Origin of the sequence: Kribbella sp. NPDC023972 (genome assembly GCF_040639075.1) — a bacterium.
Classification (GTDB): domain Bacteria; phylum Actinomycetota; class Actinomycetes; order Propionibacteriales; family Kribbellaceae; genus Kribbella.
Genome location: NZ_JBEZZH010000003.1, coordinates 714,329 through 732,839 on the forward strand (window position 1 = coordinate 714,329; position 18,511 = coordinate 732,839).

Consider the following 18,511-nt stretch of genomic DNA (forward strand, 5'->3'; position numbering starts at 1 on the left):
CTTTCAGCCGGTGATCGCCACCCGTCGAGGTGCGCGGTCTCGTCCGAGACCTCTTCTGGAGTACACGCATATGAGTCATTCCCTGTCTTGTACGGACCTCTTCTTCGCCTGGCCCGACGGCGAGGTGCTGTTCGACGGGCTCAGCTTCGTCGCCGGACCGGTGCGGTCCGGGCTGGTCGGCCGCAACGGGGCCGGCAAGTCCACGCTGCTGCGGCTGATCGCGGGCCGGCTCAGGCCGCAGCGTGGCGCGATCCGGGTGAGCGGTGAGCTCGGGTATCTCCCGCAGGACCTCACCCTCGACACCACGCTGCGCGTCGACCAGGCGCTCGGCATCGACGCGATCCGCCGCGCGATCACGGCGATCGAGTCCGGCGACGCCTCGGAGGAGAACTTCGCCGTCATCGGTGACGAGTGGGACGTCGACGAGCGGGCCGAGGCGCTGCTGGGCAAGCTGGGCCTCGGCGCGATCGGGCTGGACCGCAACGTGGGCGAGCTGTCCGGCGGCGAGACGATCCTGCTCGGGCTGGCCGCCGAGTTGTTGCGGCGTCCCGACGTACTGCTGCTGGACGAGCCGACCAACAACCTCGACCTGCGGGCGCGACGGCAGTTGTACGACGCCGTCGATCAGTTCCGCGGTGCGTTGCTGATCGTCAGCCACGACCGCGAGCTGCTGGACCGGGTCGACCAGATCGGCGACCTGCGCAAGGGCGACCTCACCTGGTACGGCGGCAACCTGACGGCCTACGAGGAAGCGGTGGCGGTCGAGCAGGAGGCGGCCGAGCGGATGGTGCGCTCGGCGGAGGCCGACGTACGCAAGCAGAAGCGCGACCTGATCGAGGCGCGGATGAAGATGGATCGGCGGCGTGCCGCCGGGCAGCGTGCGTTCGAGCAGGGCGGGATCCCGAAGATCGTCGCGGGCGGGCTGAAGCGGTCGGCGCAGGTGTCGGCCGGGAAGCATCTCGGGATGCAGAGCGAGCGACTCGACTCGGCGCAGGAGGCGCTGGCCGAGGCGGAGGCTCTGGTCCACGACGACGACACGATCCGCGTCGACCTGCCGAAGACCGCCGTACCGCCGGGGCGGATCGTGCTGCGGCTCGAGGATCACGTGCTGCGGACCGGTGCGCACGTCGACCTGGAGATCCGCGGTCCGGAGCGGATCGCGCTGACCGGGCCGAACGGCGCGGGCAAGACGACGCTGCTGCAGTCGATCGTCAGTGGTGGGCTGCCGGTGGTGCCGTTCCGGTATCTGCCGCAGCGGCTGGATCTGCTCCGGGACGACCTGTCGATCGTCGACAATCTCGCATTGCTGGCACCGAGTACGGAGAACCAGGACCGCCGGTCGCGGCTGGCGCGCTTTCTCTTCCGTGGGCGCGCGGCCGATCAGCTGGTCAGCACGCTGTCCGGTGGCGAACGCTTCCGGGCGACACTGGCCGCGTTGCTGCTGGCCGAGCCGCCGCCGCAGTTGCTGATGCTCGACGAGCCGACCAACAACCTCGACCTCGCCAGCGTCGCGCAACTGAAAGACGCACTGGCGTCGTACAGCGGTGCACTGATCATCGCCAGCCACGACCTGCCGTTCCTCCGAGACATCGGCATCACCCGCTGGGTCGAACTGACACCGGAGGCCCTGACCGGGATCGATCCGTTGTAGCGCCGGCCCCGTCATCCGTCGCCTCAACCTCTCACCCGACCGCGTGAACCCGGGACACTGTGTAGTGAAAGGGAGTGATGGAATGCCGGTTCTGGAGGCGTATGTCGGTACCGCGCGGGCGGCGCGGTATGTCGAGCAGTTGAGTAGTCACTTCGCCCATCAGCCTGGTGGGATGCGGCTGCTCGCGGAGGCGCCGGGTGAATTGCTCATCGATCTTGGTCCGGCGACCTGGCGGATCGTCGCCGAGCAGGATCGGCTGGTGCTCAGGGTGGAGGCCGCCGATGCTGGTCAGTTGCGCGAGGTGAGCGATCGCGTGGCAGAGCGGGTGGAGCAGATCGGCCGACGGGATGGCCTGCGCGTGGAGTGGCATTCGGTCGGCGAGGACGGATGAGGTTCGGGCTGGTAGCTTTGCGGAGGACCGTGACATCACGCGAGGAGGTGAGACCCATGACAGCTGCACGCACGTGGGTGCTCCCCCTGGTCGCCACGGTCGGGCGATTGACGTAGGTGTCGCCGGGAGCGCCTCGACCACTTGGCACTCCCGAAAGGCATCAACCTGTGCATTCTCTACGTTTCACCACTGAGACATCGTCGAACGGTCTCGTCGAACGAGACTTCGTCGTGGGTGAGGTCCCCGGCGTACTCTGGTCGCCCGTAGCAGGCCCCGATCATGCGCCGCTTGTGCTGATGGGGCACGGCGGCGGTTTACACAAGAAGACGCCGGCGCAAGTGGCCCGCGCCCACGACCTGGTCACCCGCTGGGGCTTCAGTGTCGTCGCCATCGACGCGCCAGGACACGGCGACCGCCCGCTTTCCGCGGAGGACGAGCAGACCCGTGCCGACTTCCGGCAGGCTCTGACGGCAGGCGACAAAGAGCGGTTCAAGTCGATCAGCGTCCGCTACGGCAGCTCCCTGGCGGAGCGCGCCGTACCGGAGTGGCAGGCAACCCTGGACGCACTCCAGGAACTGCCCGAGATCGGCACCGAAGCGCCGATCGGGTACGGCGGCGGCGTATCGCTGGGCACCGCGATCGGCGTGCCGCTGACGGCGATCGAACCAAGGATCACCGCCGCCATCTTCGGCGGCGGGTTCTTCGTGTACGAGGCGCAACTCGAGGCAGCGAGACGGATCACCGTCCCGATCCAGTTCCTGCTCCCGTGGGACGACGAACACGTCGATCGGCAGTCCGCTCTGGCATTGTTCGACGCCTTCGCCAGCACGGAGAAGACGTTGCACGCCAACCCGGGCGACCATCGCACCATCCGCTGGATCGGGCTCGACCAGGAGTTCCTGGTCCGGCATCTCGCCCCGGCCGGCACGTCGCCGGCCTGACCAGACCTGACCGGTATCGGCGTCCGGCCCCGCACCGGACGCCGATACCGGCTGTCGAACCTTGTTTCGCCGGCGGCCGAACGCGGACCGGTGAGGTTGGTGGGTCTGGGGCTTATCCCGGGGTGGGGGCGTCTTCGCGGAGGAGGCCGGTGGACTTCAGGTCGGACCACAAACCCACCGGGATTTCGGTGCGGGCGAGGGCGGCGTTGGTGTGGACTTCGGCGGGGGTGCGGCAGCCTACGGCGATGCCGGTTACGGCGGGGTGGGCCAGCGGGAAGGCGAGGGCGGCGGCGGGGAGGGTGACGCCATGTGACTCGCAGACGTCGGCCAGTTTGTTGGCCTTGTTCACCAGTGAGGGGTCGGCTGGTGCGTAGTTGAAGGTGGCGCCGGGGGCGGGCCGGGGCTGGCACAGCAGGCCGGAGTTGAAGATGCCTACCGCAACTACCTGGACGTTGTCGGCCAGGCAGGCGGGGAGGACGTCGTCGAGGCCGTCGGGGTCGATCAGGGTGTAGCGGCCGGCCAGCATGATGACGTCGATGTCGATCTCGCGGACGAAGCGGGTCAGCATCGCGGTCTGGTTCATCCCGGAGCCGATGGCGCCGATCACGCCCTGGTCGCGGAGCTCGATCAGCGTCGGGAAGGCGGTGGCGACGGCCTCGTCGTAGTGGTCGTCGGGGTCGTGGACGAAGACGACGTCGAGGCGGTCGGTGCCGATCCGGCGCAGCGAGTCCTCGATGCTGCGCAGTACGCCGTCCCGGCTGAAGTCCCAGCGGCGCCGCCGGGTGGTGCTGATCTCGAAGCCCTCGTCATCGGTCGCGGCGTCGGCGGCCTCGTAGATGATCCGGCCGACCTTGCTCGACAGCACGTACTCGTCCCGCGGTCGCGACCGGAGCCCGGCGCCGAGACGTTCCTCCCCGAGCCCGAGGCCGTAGTGCGGCGCCGTGTCGAAGTACCGCCAGCCTTCCGCCCAGGCCGCGTCCACGGTCTCGATCGCGTCCTTCTCCGGGACCTCGCCGAGCAGGTTGCCCAGCGGCGCACCGCCGAGGCCGACCGGTTGGCTGTCGGGGAAGAGTTTCATGACCGGGCCGCCGGGAGCCGGAGGTTCTGCATCCCGCCGTCGACGGCAAGCGCCGTACCGGTGGTGGATCCGGACAACGGGCTGGCCAGATAGGCGATCGCGTGCGCCACCTCGTCGGCGGAGACCAGCCGGCCCATCGGCTGGCGCGCCTCCAGAGCGGCCCGCTCCGCCGCCGGGTCGTCGGCGGCGTCGAGCAAACGGCCCACCCACGGCGTGTCCGCCGTACCAGGGTTCACGCAGTTCACCCGGATGCCTTCGCGGACGTGGTCGGCGGCCATCGCCATGGTCAGAGCCTGTACGGCGCCCTTGCTCGCGGAGTAGAGCGCCCGATTCGGCAGCCCGGCGGTGGCGGCGATCGAGCAGGTGTTGACGATCGCGGCGGCCGACGACGTGCGCAGATGCGGCAGCGCGGCCCGCGTCACCCGGGCGATACCGACGACGTTGACGTCGAAGACGCGGTGCCACTCCTCGTCGTCGTTGGCCGCGACCGTGCCCTGGGCGCCGATACCGGCGTTGTTCACCACGATGTCGATGCCGCCGAGCTGCAGCGCGGCCGCGGCGACCGCGTCGCGGACCGAAGTGTCGTCGGTGACGTCCGTGGCGATCCCGGTCAGCGGCTCGGCGACGTCAGGCTTGAGGTCGAACACGACCACCTGTGCACCCCGGGAAGCCAGCAGCGAGGCCGCCGCCAGCCCGATACCCGAAGCGCCTCCGGTCACCACGGCCTTCAGGCCGGCAAAGTCGGTCACTGATTCTCCTTGGTCAGGTCGGTCCAGATCTTGCCACTCGAGTACCGGTAGTCACCCAGCGTCTCAGCATCCATCTCGGCCCCGAACCCGGGCTTCAGTGGCGCGACGTAGTGCCCGTCCTTGATCACCACCGGGTCCAGGAAGTGCTCGTGCAGGTGGTCGACGTACTCGATCACGCGGTCGTCCACCGATCCGCTCACCGCGACGTAGTCGAACATCGACAGGTGCTGGACGAGCTCGCACAACCCGACCCCACCGGCATGCGGACACACGGGTACGCCGAACTTGGCCGCCAGCAACAGGATCGCGATGTTCTCGTTCACCCCGGCCACCCGGGCGGAGTCGAGTTGCAGCACCGACAGCGACCCGGCCTGCAACATCTGCTTGAAGACCACGCGGTTCTGCACGTGCTCACCGGTCGCGACCCGGATCGGCGCGATACCGGCCGCGATGGCCGCGTGCCCGAGGATGTCGTCCGGGCTGGTCGGTTCCTCGACCCACCAGACGTCGTACGGCGCCAGCGCCTTGACCCAGGGGATCGCGTCGGCCACGTCCCAGCGCTGGTTGGCGTCGATCGCGATCCGGATGTCCGGGCCGACCGCCTCGCGGGCCAGTCGCATCCGCCGTACGTCGTCGTCGAGGTTGGCGCCGACCTTCAGCTTGATCTGGGTGAACCCCTCGGCCACCGCCTCGTGACAGAGCCGGATCAGTTTGGCGTCGTCGTACCCGAGCCAGCCGGGCGTCGTCGTGTACGCCGGGTAGCCGCGCGCACGCAGCAACGCCTCCCGCTCGGCACGCCCGGCCTCGGCGGAGCGCAGGATTTCCAGCGCCTCGGACGGTGTGAGCGCGTCAGTGAGGTAGCGGAAGTCGATCAGCTCGACGATCTGCTCCGGCGACATGTCCGACAGCAGCTTCCACAGCGGTACGCCGGCCCGCTTCGCCGCGAGGTCCCAGACCGCGTTGACGACCGCGCCGATCGCCATGTGCATGACGCCCTTCTCCGGGCCGAGCCAGCGCAGCTGCGAGTCGTGCACCAGCGACCGCCAGAACCCGCCGAGGTCCTTCAGCGTCGCGTCGACGTCGAGCCCGATGACGTGGTCGCGGAGCGCCTCGATCGCCGCGGTCTGAACGTCGTTGCCGCGACCGATGGTGAAGGCGAACCCGTGCCCCTCCAGCCCGTCGCCGGTGTCGGTGCGCAGGATCAGGTACGCGGCGGAGTAGTCCGGATCGGTGTTCATCGCGTCGGAGCCGTCCAGGTCCAGCGACGTGGGGAAACGGACGTCGTAGGTCTCTAACTCGGTGAATCGTGGCATCAGGACCCGATCTGCAGCTGTCGACGGACTGTCGGGGTGAATCCTATAGGATATGTGGCGACTTGGGCAGTGCTGGGGCCGGATCCCCAGGCCATCACCATCGGTCCCGTCGGCGCCGCGTGCGCCTGAGGCAGCGCCGCGGCGCCGTCTGTGATGGCCTGGGGGTCCGCCCGTTACAGTCGACCCATGGCGGAGCGCGGGACCCTGCGGCTGGGCAGCCGGTCGTTCGGCGCGGGTGAGTTCGCCCTGATGGCGATCGTCAACCGGACCCCGGACTCGTTCTTCGACCGCGGCGCGACCTACGCGACCGAGGCGGCGTACGACGCGATCGCCAAGGCGGTCGCCGACGGTGCCGACCTGGTCGACATCGGCGGCGTCAAGGCCGGGTACGGCGAGCCCGTCAGCGAGGACGAGGAGCTGCGTCGGACGGTGGACTTCGTCGCCGGCATCCGCAGTCGGCACCCGGACCTGGTGATCAGCGTCGACACCTACCGCAGCGGCGTCGCCCGACGCGTGGCCGAGGCCGGCGCCAACCTGATCAACGACACCTGGGCGGGCGCCGACCCGGAGGTTGCCACCGTGGCCGCCGAGTTCGGCGCCGGACTGGTCTGCAGCCACGTCGGCGGCCTCTCGCCGCGGACCGATCCGCACCGGATGGCGTACGACGACGTGGTCGCCGACGTGATCCGTACGACGACCGCCCTGGCCGATCGAGCGGTCGCCGCCGGGGTCCGGCCGGACGGGATCCTGATCGACCCGACCCACGACTTCGGCAAGAACACCCTGCAGTCGCTGGAGCTCACCCGCCGGCTGGACGAACTGGCCGCGACCGGCTGGCCGGTCCTGGTCGCGGTGTCGAACAAGGACTTCATCGGCGAGACCCTGGAGTTGCCGCCGGGGCAACGGGGTAACGGGACGTTGGCGGCGCTCAGCGTGTCCGCCTGGCTCGGCGCCCGGGTCTTCCGCGTCCACGACGTACCGGCGGCTCGCCAGGCGCTCGACCTGATCGCCGTACTGCGTGGCACCGCGCAGCCCGCCGGAACCCGAAGAAGCCTGGCCTGATGGGATTGGAGCCTCACCCGATGCGTCGCCTCGAAGACCTGTCCGATGCCGAGCTGGCCGCCGCCTACGAGCCGGCCGACCGCTCGGTACCGCACCTGCGCGCGAACTTCGTCAGCAGCCTGGACGGCGCGGTCGAGATCGACGGCCAGTCCAAGGCGTTGACGAGTGACTCGGACAGCCGGTTGTTCAGCCGGATGCGGATGCTCGCCGACGTGGTGATGGTCGGCGCCGGGACGATCCGGGACGAGGGCTACAACCCGCTGCGGCTGTCGGCGGCCAGCCGGGAGTGGCGGCGGGCGTCCGGACTGGCGGAGAACCCGACCCTGGTGGTCGTCTCGTCGCGGCTGGAGCTGAGCCCGGTGAACCCGATCTTCCAGTCGGCGGTGCGCCCGATCCTGGTCACGCACGCCGCGTCACCGCCGGATCGGCGCGAGGCGCTCGGCGAGGTCGCCGAGGTGCTCGTCCTCGGGGCGGCTGAGGTCGATCTGACGGCCGTCGTGAAGGAGTTGGCCGAGCGTGGGATGCCGCAGATCCTGTGCGAGGGCGGTCCGCACCTGCTCGGGTCACTGACCGAGGTCGATCTTGTCGACGAGCTGTGCCTGACGCTGGCCCCGATGCTGGCCGGTCCGGGCGCCGGGCGGATCACGGCCGGCCTGGAGACGACGTTGACGCGCCGGATGAAGCTCGAGTCCCTGCTGACAGCGGACGACGGCTACGTGTTCCTTCGCTACCTGCGGGAGTCGTAGGCGTGCCCGTCGTGCGCGCCGCGGTCTGCCCGCACCCGCCCCTGCTCGTCCCCGAGATCGCCTCCGGCGCTGCGCCTGAGCTGGACGATCTCCGCGCTGCCTGCCTGGCCGCGATCGAGCACCTGTCCGCCGCAGATCGCCTGCTGGTGGTGGGCTCCGGGTCGACTGGCCCCGCTTCCTACGACGGGCCGGCCGGTGGGTCCTTCGGCGCGTACGGCGCACCCGGAGTGCGGGTCGGGAGCGGTGACCCGGTGTTGCCGCTCTCCTTGGCGATGGGTGCGTGGCTCATCGAGCAGACCAAGGTCACCGGCCTGCCCCGCTCGTACCTGGCCGTGTCCGCGGACACCCCACCGGCGCGCTGCCTCGAGCTGGGCCGGGAGATTGCCGGGGGCAACGATCGGATCGGTCTGCTGGTGATGGGCGACGGCTCGGCCCGCCGCAGCGAACACTCACCCGTCCACCTGCACCCGCGAGCCGAGATCTTCGACACCACCGTCGCCGAGGCTTTGGATCGCGCGGATACCGCCGTACTGGCGGCCCTCGACCCTGATCTCGCGAGCGAGTTGCAGGCCGTCGGCCGCGCACCCTGGCAGGTCTTCGCCAGTGCGCTGCAGCCAGACCTGACCGGCAATCTCACCTACCACGCCGCCCCCTACGGCGTCGGCTACTTCGTTGCGGCGTTCAGCTAGGAACGGGCGGCCAGCGGTCCGCGGTGTCGGCCAGGTCATCGCGGCCAGCCGCTCGCAGTTGGGCGACAAGCTCTGTACGGGCAGCCTGTACGACGGCCAGTGCGGCGTCGGCGGTTTTGTGAGGGCCTGACCAGTTGCACACCGCGTCACCCGCGTACCAGTCGCCTGTGGCTGAGCGTCGTACGTGAGCTGAGGCCAGGCGTGCGGCTGGGAGGTCGGCGCCGGCCAACCGGATGACGGCGTCGACTGCGACTACGTCGGCGGTCAGGTCGAGGAGCGGGCGTAGTTCGACGGCGTCGGTGAGGACGAACTCGTAGCCGGCAGGGGCGCGCTCGGCCAGCCAGGCGAGGGCCTCCTCAGCCGTCTCGCGCAGGAGCTGGGCGTTGTCGGGGTCCGCGAGCGTGTGTACGCCGCACTGGCGGGTGTGAGTCGGCCGCAGCTCGTTCTGCCACAGCCGAACCTGAAGCTCCTCCCGCCCCGACAACCGCCGCCCAAGGATCCGCGCCAGCCCGACGACATCGAAGTGAAGCTCGTCGGGCGTGCGCTTCCGGCCTGGCTCGAACGGCTGGCCCGGCAGTGTCCCCCGAGTGGTCCACGGGCCAACATGCCACCGAGCCAGAGCCGTCACGCATCGACCCTAGCGAGTAGGTCAGGCCTTGACCGGCGCGGGGACGTCGAAGGCTTTGGCCAGATCGGTGAGGATGACCCAGGCGCCTTGCAGGCCGACGGCGGTCATCCAGGTCAGGTCGGGGACCTCGTGGACCTTCGGCGCCAGCGGCTTCCACAGCGGGTTGGCCTTGAACTGGGCCGCGGTCTTTGCGCTCACGCCCTTCTCGTCGGCGAACTCGGTGACGAAGATCGCGTCACCGTCGGCGTCCTTGATCCGCTCCGGGCTGATCTCCAGGGCGAAGTCCTCGACGTCCTGCGGCTTCGGCCGGGCCAGGCCGGCGTCCTTCAGCACGATGCCGGAGAAGCTCTTCTTCTGGTACAGCCGGGTCGGGCCGTCGACGAACCGGACGATCGAGATCGCCGGGGTGCCCGCCTTGGCGTTGATCGCGTCACCGACGGTCTTGGCGGCCTTCTCGTACGCCGAGATCTCCTTCTCCGCCAGCTCCTCCTGGCCGAGTGCCTTCGCCTCCAGCCGGATGTTGTCCTTCCAGGTCGGCCCGGTGGTCTCCGACATCACCGTCGGCGCGATCGCGGACAGCTGGTCGTAGAGCTTCTCGTGCCGGACCTTCGCGGTGATGATCAGGTCCGGGTCGAGGGCGGCGATCTTCTCCAGGTTCGGCTCGGCCAGCGTGCCGACCGCCTGCGCCTCGGAGGCGTACGTCGTCCGGTCCTCGCCGAGGTAGTCCGGCAGCTTCCCGTTGATACTGCGGTAGTCGGTGTAACCGAAGACCGGGGTGTCGAGGATCAGGGTGGCGTCGACGAAACTCGCGTCGAGGGCGACCACCCGCTTCGGCTTGGCCGGGATCTCGGTCTTGCCCATCGCGTGCTCGACGGTCCGCGGGAAGCCCGCATCCGCCGTCGAGCCGGCGGCGGCCGGTGACTCGTCGTCGGACGAGCCTCCGCACCCGGCCAAGGCCAGGACGGTCACAGCGAACAGAGCGGTCAGGCGGGTCAGGCGCACGGGTGTTCTCCTGGTCGGGCGGGCGCAGGTTAAGGTGACTCGACACCTCTGCGAAGTAAGGCAAACCTAACCATATGCGCACCGCCGCCCCTTCCGCACGTCCGGTCGCCGGACATCCACCGGCCCGTCCTGCGGTTCCGGTGGTACGGCGTACCGCCGCGCTGCTGGCTCTGGTCGCCATCCTGGTGCTGGCCTTCGCGGCAAGCCTCGCGCTCGGCTCGCGGTGGCTGGGTCCCGGCGCGCTCTGGCACGCGCTCACCGCGAACACCGGCTCCGACGCGGACGTGATCGTCCGCAACCTGCGGTTCCCCCGCACCGTGGTGGCGGTGCTGATCGGGCTCTGCCTCGGCATCGCGGGCGCGCTGATGCAGGGTCACACCAGGAACGCGCTGGCCGAGCCGGGGATCTTCGGCGTGAGCTCGGGCGCGGCTTTCGCCGTCGTCCTCGGCCTGCAGGTCGGCGTGGTCGAGTCGGTGTCGTCGACGGTCTGGGTCGCTCTGGCAGGTGCGCTGCTCGCCACCTTCGGAGTGCAACGGCTCGCTTCGCGGGGGAGTGGCGCCACGCCGGTCGGCCTGGCACTGACGGGGGCCGCGGTGGCCGCCATGCTGGGCGCGCTGACCTCGGCGATCGTGCTGCTCGACGCGGACACGCTGGACAGCTACCGCTTCTGGGCGGTCGGCTCGGTGGCCGGTCGCGGACTGGACGTCGCCGGGCAGGTGCTGCCGTTCGCTGTCGTCGGCCTCCTTCTTGCCTTGGTCAATGCCCGGGACCTGGACCTGCTAGCTCTCGGTGACGATGTTGCCGCGGGCCTTGGGTTGTCGATCCGGAGGGCGCGGCTGGTCGGGCTGGGGGCGATCGGGCTGCTGACCGCTGCCGGCGTCGCGGCGTGCGGTCCGATCGGCTTCCTCGGGCTGCTGGCCGGTCATGTCGCGCGACGGCTGTTCGGCGCCCGCAACAGTTGGCTGATCCCGGCGGCTGGCCTGATCGGCGCGACGTCGCTCGTGCTGGCGGACCTGGCCGGTCGCCTGGTCGGCGGAGCCGGTGAGGTCCAGGCCGGCGTCGTTCTCGGCATCGTCGGGGCGCCGCTGTTCGTGATCGTCGTACGACGCCGGGCGGTGGCGCTGTGATGCTTCAGCAGCGCCCTCGCTCTGTCAGCTCGCGCATTGTCGTCCTCAGCGTGCTGTTCGCGGTCCTGGCGATCGTGGTCGCGTTGATCTCCTTGAGCGTCGGTACGACGAAACTCCCGGTCGCGGATGTGGTCGAGGTCCTGCTCGGCGGCGGTCGCCGCGGCACCCGGCTCGTCGTCATCGAGCTCCGCCTGCCCCGCGTTGCGACCGGCCTGCTCGTCGGCATCGCTTTCGCCGTGTCCGGTGCGCTGCTGCAGACCTTGTCGCGCAACGCGTTGGCCAGTCCGGACATCGTCGGGGTGAACTCTGGTGCGTCCGCCGGTGCGGTGGCCGTGATCGTCCTGGCCGGCACCGGCGGCGGGAACATCTCCGGCGTCGCGGCCAAGGTCGGCATCCCGCTGGCGGCCGTACTCGGTGGACTCGTCGCGACCCTGATCGTCGGCGCGTTGTCGATCCAGCGTGGCGTGGTCGACGCCGGCCGGGTGGTGCTGATCGGCGTCGGTGTCGCGGCCGCCGCCAACTCGCTGGTTGCGTGGCTGCTGGTGATCGGTGACGTCAACGACGCGGGCCGGGCCGCCGCGTGGCTGGCTGGTTCGCTCAACGCGCGCGCCTGGAGTGACGCCGTACCGGTCGGCCTGGCGGTGCTGTTGTTGGTCCCGGTGGCGATGATATTCAACCGGGACCTGTCCGCGCTGGTGCTCGGTGACGACGTCGCGTCGTCGCTGGGTGTGCGGGTGGCGCGCATCCGGCTCGCGCTGCTGGTCATCGCGACCGTACTCGCCGCGATGGCGACCGCCGGGGCCGGGCCGATCGCGTTCGTCGCGCTGGTCGCGCCGCAGATCGCGCAGCGGCTGACCCGGATGGAACGGCCACCGCTGTTGACGACCGCCCTGCTCGGTGCGCTGTTCGTCGTACTGGCGGATCTCCTGGCCCGGAACGGGTTGCAGTGGCTACAGGTCGGACCGTACGAGCTGCCCGTCGGTGTGATCACGGCCGCGGCCGGAGCGCCGTACCTGCTCCATCTCATCGGCCGCCAGCAGAGAGGACGCTGACAAGTGCACGTCGAGAACATCACCCTCGCGTACGGCGCTGATGCGCCGGTGGTGTCCGGGTTGACGCTGGAGGTGCCGGCCGGACAGCTGACCACAGTGGTGGGGCCGAACGGGTCCGGCAAGTCGACGCTCCTGCGCGGGATGAGCCGGCTACTGACTCCGCAGAGCGGTGAGGTGCTGCTGGACGGGAAGGACATTCACAAGCTGCCCGCTCGCGAGCTGGCCAGGAAGCTCGGTGTACTGCCGCAGGGTCCGGTCACGCCGGAGGGGATCACGGCGGCCGAGTTGGTGTCGCGTGGTCGGCATCCACACCGCGGGTTGTTCGGACGACTCACTGCCGAGGACGACGCGGCGATCGACGAGGCGCTGGCCGCGGTCGAGCTGACCGACCTGCGGGAGCGGCCGGTCGACCAGCTGTCCGGCGGCCAGCGGCAGCGGGTGTGGATCGCGATGGTCCTGGCCCAGGGCACGCAGCACCTGCTGCTCGACGAGCCGACGACGTACCTGGACCTCGCCCACGCTGTCGACGTGATGAACGTGGTCCACGTGGCTGCTCAGTCCGGCCGGACCGTGGTGGCCGTGCTGCACGACCTGACTCTGGCTGCTCAGTACGCCGACCACATCGTGGTGATGGGGGAGGGCAAGATCGCGGCCCAGGGGCGGCCGGTTGACGTACTCACCGAGGAACTCCTGGACGACGTGTTCGGGCTGAAGGCCACCGTGGTGGAGGTCGGGGGAGCGCCGGTCGTCGTACCCGACCGTAGGCTGGCCGGGTGACGTACTCCGTCAGCAGGCTCGCGGACATCCTGGCCGACTCCGTGTCCTGGTTGTCCGTGCGTACGGCGGACTCCGTGCCCGGACCGGAGTGGGTGTCGTGCGCGGGACTGCTCGCGGAACAGCAGGCCGGCGGCGACCCGACCTACGGGTGGCGGAAGGCGCTGGAGGACGACTACGCGCGTGAGTACGCCATCGAGCCGCCGGTGCAGGTGGCGGCGATGTTCACGCTCATGTGGTACCTGCAAGTGCCCTCGCTGGTGGCTGGAGTGACGGCAGCGGTGACCGGGATGTCACCGGATGTGTCGCCGGGGTCACTGGCCTTCCGACGACACCCGACCGCGCACTACCCGGTCGAGGTCGCACTGCTGACCTCGACCGTCGTACCGGTGGCCGAGGCGGCCGCGCAGCTCGACAAGCATGCGGCGGCGTTCCTCAACTCCTACCGCCCAGGTGTGAAGATCGGTTCGTTGCAGCGCCTCGGCGCGGTCAAGGACGAGGTGCGGCAGGCGATCCGGCTGCCTGAGGAGGCGCCGCACGCCGAGCAGGCCGCGGCCGCCTTCGAGGTGTCGCTGGACCAGAAACTTCGCACCTCGTGTTGCTACGTCTACGCGTTGCCGAACGTCAACGCCTGCTCGACCTGCCCTCGATTTCGCTGACGCCAAAAACTGTCGGTGGGGCCGGGGACGATCGTCGGCATGACTTTTTCACCGTGTTCGGCGTCACCGACGGGTAACCCGCCGTCGGTTGTCCGGCCGATGGTCCGGGGTTAGGTTCGCAAGCGTGACTGTGCATATGGCCGCGCTGCCGCGCGGCGGGTCATGGGGCTGTGACTCCCGGCCTTCCCTCGTCTCTCCAGTCGCTGTGCTTTTGGCCACGCTGCCGCGCGGCGGGTCATGGGGCTTTGGCTCCCGCCCTTCCCTCGTCACTCCAGTCGCTTCGCTCCCTGCGCTCCTCAGTCCAGGCCGGGAGGCCCCATGACCGGGCTCCCTGCGCTCCTCAGTCCAGGCCGGGAGGCCCCATGACCTCGTCCGGTGGTGCTCCGGTGACGACTCCGATCGGCTCGCGGGCCGAGGCGGAGGGATTCGTCGCGATGATCTGTTTCAAGCATGGTCCTCCGCAACTGCACGGCGTCGAGCTCGAGTGGACGGTGCATCATGCGGACGACCCGCACCGGCCCCTCGACGCCGATCGACTGCGCAAGGCCCTGGGCGTGCATGCGCCCGCCACCCTGGTCCGGGGCAGCCCACAGGAGCCGCTCGGGCGGGGTGCGCTGGTCACGGTGGAGCCGGGTGGCCAGGTGGAACTCTCCGGTCCCGCCTCCGCCTCGATTCCCCGGCTGATCGACGACACCGCCGCCGACGCAGCCGAACTGACCTCTCTTCTTCTCGACGCGGACCTAGTCCCGGGCGATCACGGCCTGGACGCCTTCCGCGAACCCCGCCGCATCCTGACCGTGCCGCGCTACGCCGCCATGGAGGCCGCGTTCCAGCGCCTCGGCCCGCACGGTCCCCGGATGATGTGCAGCACGGCCGGCTTGCAGATCTGCCTCGACGCCGGTGAAGCGGATCAGACCGCTCTGCGCTGGCGCGCCCTGCACGACCTCGGCCCGGCCTTGGTCGGACTGTTCGCGAACTCCCGGCGCCGCGCCGGCGCGGACACGGGCTGGGCGTCTGCGCGGACCGAGGCGACCTTCGGCACCTGTGCTCCGTTCACCGAGCCGCCGCCGCTCGACGGTGATCCCGCCGCCGCGTGGGCGCGGATGGCGATGGAAGCACCCGTGCTGTGCTTCCGCCGCGGCGATACCTGGGACGCACCCGCCGGGCTGACGTTCGGCGCCTGGGCGGATGGCGAGTTGCCCGGCGACAGACCGACGTACGACGATCTCGAATACCACCTGTCCACGCTGTTCCCGCCGGTGCGCCCCCGCGGGTATCTCGAGGTGCGCTACCTCGACGCGCAGACCGGCGACGGCTGGATCGCCCCGACTCTTCTGCTCACCGCGCTGATGTCCGACGCGGTGCCCATCGATCAGGTGCTCGCCGCGGCGGAGCCCGCGGCCGGACGCTGGTTTCCTGCGGCTCGCGAAGGGCTCGAGGACAAGTCGGTCCTCGACGCCGCCCGGGCCGTGGTCGAACTGGGCACCCGCGCACTCGACCGGACCGGCGTGGACCAAGTACTCAGCGATCAAGTCGCAACCCGGCTGCATCGCATCGTCGACGACACCCAAAGAAGGCGAGCCTCATGACCCACGACCTGTCTGAACTGTCCGCCGAAGGGCTGCGCGCGTACGTCGCCGAGCAGCTCGAGCGGTCGCGGGCGCGGACCGTGCAGCTGACCGACGCGGTCGACACTGACGACCTGGTCAAGCAGCACTCCAAGCTGATGTCCCCGCTGATCTGGGACTACGCGCACGTCGGCAACCAGGAGGAGCTCTGGCTCGTCCGCGACGTCGGCGGCCGCGAGCCGCTCCGGCAGGACATCGACGAGTTGTACGACGCGTTCATGCACCCGCGCGCGGATCGGCCGTCACTGCCGCTGCTCGGCCCGGCGGAGACGCGGTCGTACGTCGTCGAGGTGCGGGACAAGGTGCTCGACGTCCTCGACCACGTGAACTTCGACGGCGGGCGCGAGTTGGTGGACAACGCGTTCGCGTTCGGGATGATCGCGCAGCACGAGCAGCAGCACGACGAGACCATGCTCGCGACGCACCAGCTGCGCGCCGGTGTGCCGGTGCTCGACGCGCCGCCGCCACCGGCCGGACGTCGGCTCGCCGCTGGTGAGGTGCTGGTGCCTGGCGGAGTCTTCGAGATGGGTACGTCGGTCGAGCCGTGGGCGCTGGACAACGAGCGACCGGCTCACGCCGTACACGTCGCGCCGTATGTGATCGACGCCGCGCCGGTGAGCAACGGGGACTACCTGCGGTTCGTGCTCGGCGGCGGGTACGACGATCCGCAATGGTGGTCCGAGGACGGGTGGGCCCATGTGCGGAAGGCGTCGCTGACCGCGCCGCGGTTCTGGGAGCTCGCGGACGGTGTGTGGTGGCGGGTTCGGTTCGGGCATCGGGAGCTGTTGCCGTTGGACGAGCCGGTGATGCACGTCTGCTTCTACGAGGCCGAGGCGTACGCGAAGTGGGCCGGAAAGCGGCTGCCGACCGAGGAGGAGTGGGAGTTCGCGGCGCGGTTCGACCCGGCGAGCGGGCGGACGCGGCGCTTCCCGTGGGGTGACGAGAACCCGGGCCCGCAGCACGCGAACCTCGGCCAACGGCATCTGCGCCCGGCCCCGGTCGGCGCGTATCCGGCGGGTGCGTCGCCGCTCGGTGTGGAGCAGTTGATCGGCGATGTGTGGGAGTGGACGTCGAGCGACTTCCGGCCGTACCCGGGCTTCCGGGCGTTCCCGTACGACGAGTACTCGCTGGTCTTCTTCGGCACCGACTACAAGGTGCTGCGCGGCGGCTCGTTCGGCACCGACGAGGTCGTTGCCCGAGGCACCTTCCGGAACTGGGACTACCCGATCCGCCGCCAGATTTTCGCCGGCTTCCGCTGCGCCCGCGACCCACGCCCTGAGGAGCTCGCCTAGTGTGCCGGCACCTGGCCTACCTGGGCCCGCCCGTCACCCTCGCCTCCATCGTGCTGGAGCCCTCGCACTCCCTGTACGAACAGAGCTGGGCGCCGGACGACATGCGCGGCGGCGGCTCCGTCAACGCCGACGGTTTCGGCATCGGCTGGTACGCCGACCAGCCGGTACGCTATCGCCGGAACGTGCCGATCTGGGCAGACGACAACCTTCCAGGTCTGGCCGGCTCCATCCGGTCCGGCGCGGTGCTCGCCACCGTACGCAACGGCACGGTCGGCATGCAGCTCGGAGAGTCCGCGGTCGCCCCGTTCCAGGCGGGGAGCTGGTTCTTCAGCCACAACGGCATGATCACCGGCTGGCCGGACGCCACGCTCAAGTTGGCCGAGCGACTCCCGGTCGCCGAGCTGCTCCGCCTCGATGCGCCGACGGATTCAGCGTTGCTGTGGGCGCTCATCCAGCAGCGCCTGTACGACGGAACGCCACCGGCTGACGCGGTCGCGTCAGTCGTACAAGAGGTGGAAGCCGCAGCGCCGGGGTCGCGGCTGAATGTGTTGCTGACCGATGGGGAGCAACTCGTCGCGACCACCTGGACGCATTCCTTGTGGGTGCGGCAGGCCACTGACTCGATCACCGTCAGCTCGGAGCCGTTTGATTCAGACGGCTGGACCGAAGTACCTGACTACTCGTTGCTCGTGGCCACCGCCACGACGCTGCGTATCACGCCGATGGAAGGACCAGGACCACAGTGACCCAGATCGACGTCCATCTGACTCCGGACTACGCCGCCCGCAGCCTGCGAGAGGATGTCCGAGCGGGGTTGACCGCCGACCCGAAGTGGCTGCCGCCGAAGTGGTTCTACGATGCCCGCGGCAGTGAGCTGTTCGAGCAGATCACCCGCCTGCCGGAGTACTACCCGACCCGCGCCGAGCGGGAGATCCTGCAGACCCGCGCGGGTGAGATCGCGGCGATCACCAAGGCACACACGCTGGTCGAGCTCGGATCGGGTTCGTCCGAGAAGACACGGCTACTGCTCGACGGGCTGCGTGACCACGGCACGCTGACGAGCTTCGTCCCGCTGGACGTATCGGAGTCCGCGCTGCGGGAGGCGGCCGACGCGATCAACGTCGACTACCCGACGCTCGACGTGCACGGTGTCGTCGGCGACTTCACCGCGCATCTCGACAAGCTCCCGGGCGAGCCGCCACGGATCGTCGCGTTCCTCGGCGGCACCATCGGGAACCTGCTGCCGGCCGAACGCGCGACCTTCTACGCCTCGGTCCGCGACGTCCTCGAACCGGGCGAATGGCTCCTGCTCGGAACCGACCTGGTCAAGGACCCCGAGACCCTGGTCGCGGCGTACGACGACAGCGCGGGCGTGACCGCGGAATTCAACCGGAACGTGCTGCGGGTGATCAACCGGCAACTGGGTGCGGACTTCGACGTCGACGCGTTCAGTCACGTCGCGGTCTGGGACGCCGAGAACGAGTGGATCGAGATGCACCTGCGCGCCGACCGGGCGATGCGGGTCCTGATCCCCGAGATCCACCTCGAGATCGACTTCGCCGAAGGTGAGGAGCTCAGCACCGAGATCTCCGCCAAGTTCCAGCACCACACCGTCCAGGCCGAGCTGAACAGAGCGGGCTTCACCGACGCGGCCTGGTGGACCGACGCCGAAGCCCGCTTCGCCCTCTCCCTCTGGCAAGCCGTGTGACCCCATTTGGCTGGCTGACCC

At 69.8% G+C, this 18,511-nt stretch carries 19 protein-coding genes; 14 read left to right on the top strand and 5 right to left on the bottom strand.

The window, feature by feature from the left end; all coding sequences use genetic code 11:
* The first annotated feature begins 70 nt into the window (after positions 1-70).
* The 3 genes from AB0F43_RS16555 (at position 71) to AB0F43_RS16565 (ending at position 2,983) form a co-directional block, all read left to right on the top strand.
* Positions 71-1,651, top strand: coding sequence for an ATP-binding cassette domain-containing protein (locus AB0F43_RS16555; protein WP_360476516.1), 1,581 nt, complete (start codon positions 71-73; stop codon positions 1,649-1,651).
* 82 nt (positions 1,652-1,733) lie between these two features.
* The gene (locus AB0F43_RS16560; RefSeq protein WP_360476519.1) at positions 1,734-2,042 is read left to right on the top strand and encodes a DUF2218 domain-containing protein; all 309 of its coding nucleotides are present in this window, start codon (positions 1,734-1,736) and stop codon (positions 2,040-2,042) included.
* Between the two features lie 167 nt (positions 2,043-2,209).
* Positions 2,210-2,983: an alpha/beta hydrolase gene (locus AB0F43_RS16565; RefSeq protein ID WP_360476522.1), complete on the top strand. Its 774-nt coding sequence runs from the start codon at positions 2,210-2,212 to the stop codon at positions 2,981-2,983.
* Between the two features lie 112 nt (positions 2,984-3,095).
* Here AB0F43_RS16565 and AB0F43_RS16570 read toward each other — a convergent pair whose 3' ends face one another.
* The 3 genes from AB0F43_RS16570 to AB0F43_RS16580 are packed head-to-tail and all read right to left on the bottom strand — an operon-like array spanning position 3,096 to position 6,123.
* Positions 3,096-4,061, bottom strand: a complete 966-nt coding sequence (locus AB0F43_RS16570; RefSeq protein ID WP_360476525.1) for an aldo/keto reductase — start codon at positions 4,059-4,061, stop codon at positions 3,096-3,098.
* Positions 4,058-4,810 carry an SDR family oxidoreductase gene (locus tag AB0F43_RS16575; protein WP_360476527.1) on the bottom strand — a complete coding sequence of 251 codons (753 nt, stop codon included), beginning with the start codon at positions 4,808-4,810 and terminating at the stop codon, positions 4,058-4,060. The genes AB0F43_RS16570 and AB0F43_RS16575 overlap by 4 nt, the downstream gene beginning before the upstream one ends.
* On the bottom strand, positions 4,807-6,123 hold the full coding sequence (locus AB0F43_RS16580) for an L-fuconate dehydratase (protein ID WP_360476530.1): 1,317 nt from the start codon (positions 6,121-6,123) through the stop codon (positions 4,807-4,809). The genes AB0F43_RS16575 and AB0F43_RS16580 overlap by 4 nt, the downstream gene beginning before the upstream one ends.
* Positions 6,124-6,309: 186 nt before the next feature.
* Between AB0F43_RS16580 and folP the strand changes: the two genes are divergently transcribed.
* Genes folP through AB0F43_RS16595 form a run of 3 tightly spaced genes read left to right on the top strand, consistent with a single transcriptional unit; the run spans position 6,310 to position 8,620 of the window.
* The gene (folP, locus tag AB0F43_RS16585) at positions 6,310-7,185 is read left to right on the top strand and encodes a dihydropteroate synthase (RefSeq protein ID WP_360476532.1); all 876 of its coding nucleotides are present in this window, start codon (positions 6,310-6,312) and stop codon (positions 7,183-7,185) included.
* Complete coding sequence (locus AB0F43_RS16590; protein WP_360476535.1) at positions 7,185-7,931, top strand: pyrimidine reductase family protein; 747 nt, start codon at positions 7,185-7,187, stop codon at positions 7,929-7,931. The genes folP and AB0F43_RS16590 overlap by 1 nt, the downstream gene beginning before the upstream one ends.
* Positions 7,932-7,933: 2 nt before the next feature.
* On the top strand, positions 7,934-8,620 hold the full coding sequence (locus tag AB0F43_RS16595; RefSeq protein WP_360476538.1) for a class III extradiol dioxygenase subunit B-like domain-containing protein: 687 nt from the start codon (positions 7,934-7,936) through the stop codon (positions 8,618-8,620).
* Here AB0F43_RS16595 and AB0F43_RS16600 read toward each other — a convergent pair.
* A complete protein-coding gene (locus AB0F43_RS16600; RefSeq protein WP_360476541.1) occupies positions 8,613-9,248 on the bottom strand; it encodes a hypothetical protein in 636 nt (211 codons plus the stop codon). The genes AB0F43_RS16595 and AB0F43_RS16600 overlap by 8 nt on opposite strands.
* A gap of 21 nt (positions 9,249-9,269) precedes the next feature.
* Positions 9,270-10,250 (bottom strand): iron-siderophore ABC transporter substrate-binding protein, encoded by a 981-nt coding sequence (locus AB0F43_RS16605; protein WP_360476544.1) that lies wholly within the window; start codon positions 10,248-10,250, stop codon positions 9,270-9,272.
* A gap of 74 nt (positions 10,251-10,324) precedes the next feature.
* Here AB0F43_RS16605 and AB0F43_RS16610 point away from each other — a divergent pair, with 74 nt between their 5' ends.
* From AB0F43_RS16610 to egtD, 8 genes are all read left to right on the top strand, one after another.
* Positions 10,325-11,377 (top strand): iron ABC transporter permease, encoded by a 1,053-nt coding sequence (locus AB0F43_RS16610; RefSeq protein WP_360476547.1) that lies wholly within the window; start codon positions 10,325-10,327, stop codon positions 11,375-11,377.
* 50 nt (positions 11,378-11,427) lie between these two features.
* A complete protein-coding gene (locus AB0F43_RS16615) occupies positions 11,428-12,429 on the top strand; it encodes an iron chelate uptake ABC transporter family permease subunit (RefSeq protein ID WP_360476550.1) in 1,002 nt (333 codons plus the stop codon).
* Positions 12,430-12,432: 3 nt separating this feature from the next.
* Positions 12,433-13,206 carry an ABC transporter ATP-binding protein gene (locus tag AB0F43_RS16620; RefSeq protein WP_360476553.1) on the top strand — a complete coding sequence of 258 codons (774 nt, stop codon included), beginning with the start codon at positions 12,433-12,435 and terminating at the stop codon, positions 13,204-13,206.
* Positions 13,203-13,862, top strand: a complete 660-nt coding sequence (locus AB0F43_RS16625) for a (2Fe-2S)-binding protein (protein ID WP_360476556.1) — start codon at positions 13,203-13,205, stop codon at positions 13,860-13,862. The genes AB0F43_RS16620 and AB0F43_RS16625 overlap by 4 nt, the downstream gene beginning before the upstream one ends.
* Positions 13,863-14,224: 362 nt before the next feature.
* Positions 14,225-15,451: a glutamate-cysteine ligase family protein gene (locus AB0F43_RS16630; protein ID WP_360476559.1), complete on the top strand. Its 1,227-nt coding sequence runs from the start codon at positions 14,225-14,227 to the stop codon at positions 15,449-15,451.
* The gene (gene egtB, locus AB0F43_RS16635; protein ID WP_360476562.1) at positions 15,448-16,782 is read left to right on the top strand and encodes an ergothioneine biosynthesis protein EgtB; all 1,335 of its coding nucleotides are present in this window, start codon (positions 15,448-15,450) and stop codon (positions 16,780-16,782) included. The genes AB0F43_RS16630 and egtB overlap by 4 nt, the downstream gene beginning before the upstream one ends.
* Positions 16,782-17,528 carry an ergothioneine biosynthesis protein EgtC gene (gene egtC / locus AB0F43_RS16640; RefSeq protein ID WP_360476564.1) on the top strand — a complete coding sequence of 249 codons (747 nt, stop codon included), beginning with the start codon at positions 16,782-16,784 and terminating at the stop codon, positions 17,526-17,528. Before egtB ends, egtC begins: the two co-directional genes overlap by 1 nt.
* Entirely contained in the window at positions 17,525-18,490 is a 966-nt protein-coding gene (gene egtD, locus AB0F43_RS16645; protein ID WP_360476567.1) for an L-histidine N(alpha)-methyltransferase, read from the top strand. Before egtC ends, egtD begins: the two co-directional genes overlap by 4 nt.
* Positions 18,491-18,511: the final 21 nt, after the last annotated feature.